This window comes from Frankia sp. AiPa1, from assembly GCF_023243075.1.
GTDB lineage: Bacteria > Actinomycetota > Actinomycetes > Frankiales > Frankiaceae > Frankia.
The window spans coordinates 1-1720 of sequence record NZ_JALKFZ020000007.1 but is presented as its reverse complement, the minus strand read 5'-3'; the positions used below and the strand labels follow the sequence as shown (position 1 = coordinate 1720).

The following is a 1720-nucleotide window of genomic DNA, read 5'->3' as shown; positions in this document are numbered from 1 at the left end:
CTCAGCCTGGATGCACCGGCTGGATTTCCGCACCATTCCCGTTGATCTGTAACGATCGTTAACGTTCGGTAGTTGTTTGTGGGTGTGGCTGGCTGAGCCGCTCATGGTTTGGCGGTGTGTCCGGGTCCTGGGTCGGGGGCTGGGGTGGGTGTTGCTGACCGGGTGCGTGGGGTTGCGGGGTGTGGTGTTCAGGCGGCGCGGGCGGGTGGGAGTGCGTGGACGGTAGTGAACAGGCCGGTCAGGGCGTTTGCTGCGTGCCAGCCTGTGGGGAGGTGCAGGGTGATGTGTCCGCGGCCGTGGCGGGCGAGGCGGGCGGGGACGTGGATGAGGTGGGCGCGCAGGGTGGCGCCGCGGGCGTGGAAGGCGCTGGCGAGAGTGCCAGCGGCGCGGAGCAGGTTGTGGGCGAGGGCGGCGAGGGTGAGCCAGGCGGCGTTGGCGGTGAACACCCCGGAGGGTAGGTGGGCGAGCGGGCCGTTGATCAGGTCGGCGTTGACCTGTTCGATGATCGCGTGGTCGCGGTGCTGGGCTTCGGCCTGTTGCAGGGTGAACGGGCTGTCGGTGAACACGGCGTGGTGGCGCCAGGTGGGGAACAGGTCGCCCTGGCCGGGGTTCGCCTTCGGGTTCAGGGCCTTGACGCGGCGGACGATCAGCCGTGCGGTGACCGGGGACGGTGTGTGGGCGAAGGCGGTGTAGGTGGTCTCGGCGATCTGCGCGTCCGAGATCCACTGCCCGAGGTCGTCGTCCCAGATCGCCCGTGGGTAGCGGATCGGGGTCCAGGCCGCTTCGTCGATGGCCGCGCAGGCGGCCTGGATCGCGCTGTTCTGTGGGGTGGTGATCGAGAAGTGGGCCTTGTGGCGGCGGGCGGTGGCGACGACGTCGGCGGTGTAGAAGCCGGAATCCATCCGGGCGACGAGGGTCCCGGTGGCGCCGGCGGCACGGGCCGCGCCGATGGTCTCGGCGAGGAAGCCCGCGGCGCCCCTGGACGAGACGGCGTTGCCGCCGCGTAGCCGGGTGGCCGCGACCAGCGGGGCCGCGATCGGGGTGCACACCGTGCCGACCAGGGCGTTCAGGCCCCGCACGAACACGGACTTGCTGGCGATTTTGGTGTGACCGAACGCGGCGCCCTGCTTGGCGGGGCCGAACACCCGGCGCTGGCAGGAGTCCAGGTCGACGAACGCCAACGTGCCGGCCCCGTCAAGTGCCCGGGTCGTGGTGGCGAGCTTGGCCAGCAGCAGCCGGCTGACCTTCTGGAGTTGGCGCACGTTGCCCCAGGTCAGCGACCGCAGGAACGTCCCGAGTGTGGAGGGGGCCCGGATCCCCGCGAACAGGTCACCCAGCGCGCCGTGACGCGGCAGTCCCAGGTCGTCGATGCTGTCCGCCCCGGCGACCATCCCCGCGACCAGAGAGCCGACCTTCGCCTCGACGTTCGCCCCCGCCGACCCGGCCGCGGCGGGCAGACGGAGGTGGTCGGCGACCAGCTCAGGTAGCCCGGCCCGCTCGGCCAGCCGCATCACGGGCACCAGCCCGGCCGCGGCGACCAGGTTGGGGTCATCGCACCGGAAATCGATCTTCGATGGGGTATGCAACAATCGCACTTCGGAAGTGCCCTCGCCTGTCGGATGACGGATGGTCTCAGCAACCCCATCGTCCCAGGTCAGAGGGCACTTTCTTGTTCACCACGCCGATCACCGGGCAAATCGGACGGTGCATCCAGGCTCAG

General features: G+C 70.3%; 1 protein-coding gene. It reads right to left on the bottom strand.

The window, feature by feature from the left end; all coding sequences use genetic code 11:
* Positions 1-188: 188 nt before the first annotated feature.
* Positions 189-1595: an IS1380 family transposase gene (locus MXD95_RS03995; protein ID WP_374121957.1), complete on the bottom strand. Its 1407-nt coding sequence runs from the start codon at positions 1593-1595 to the stop codon at positions 189-191.
* Positions 1596-1720 lie beyond the last annotated feature (125 nt).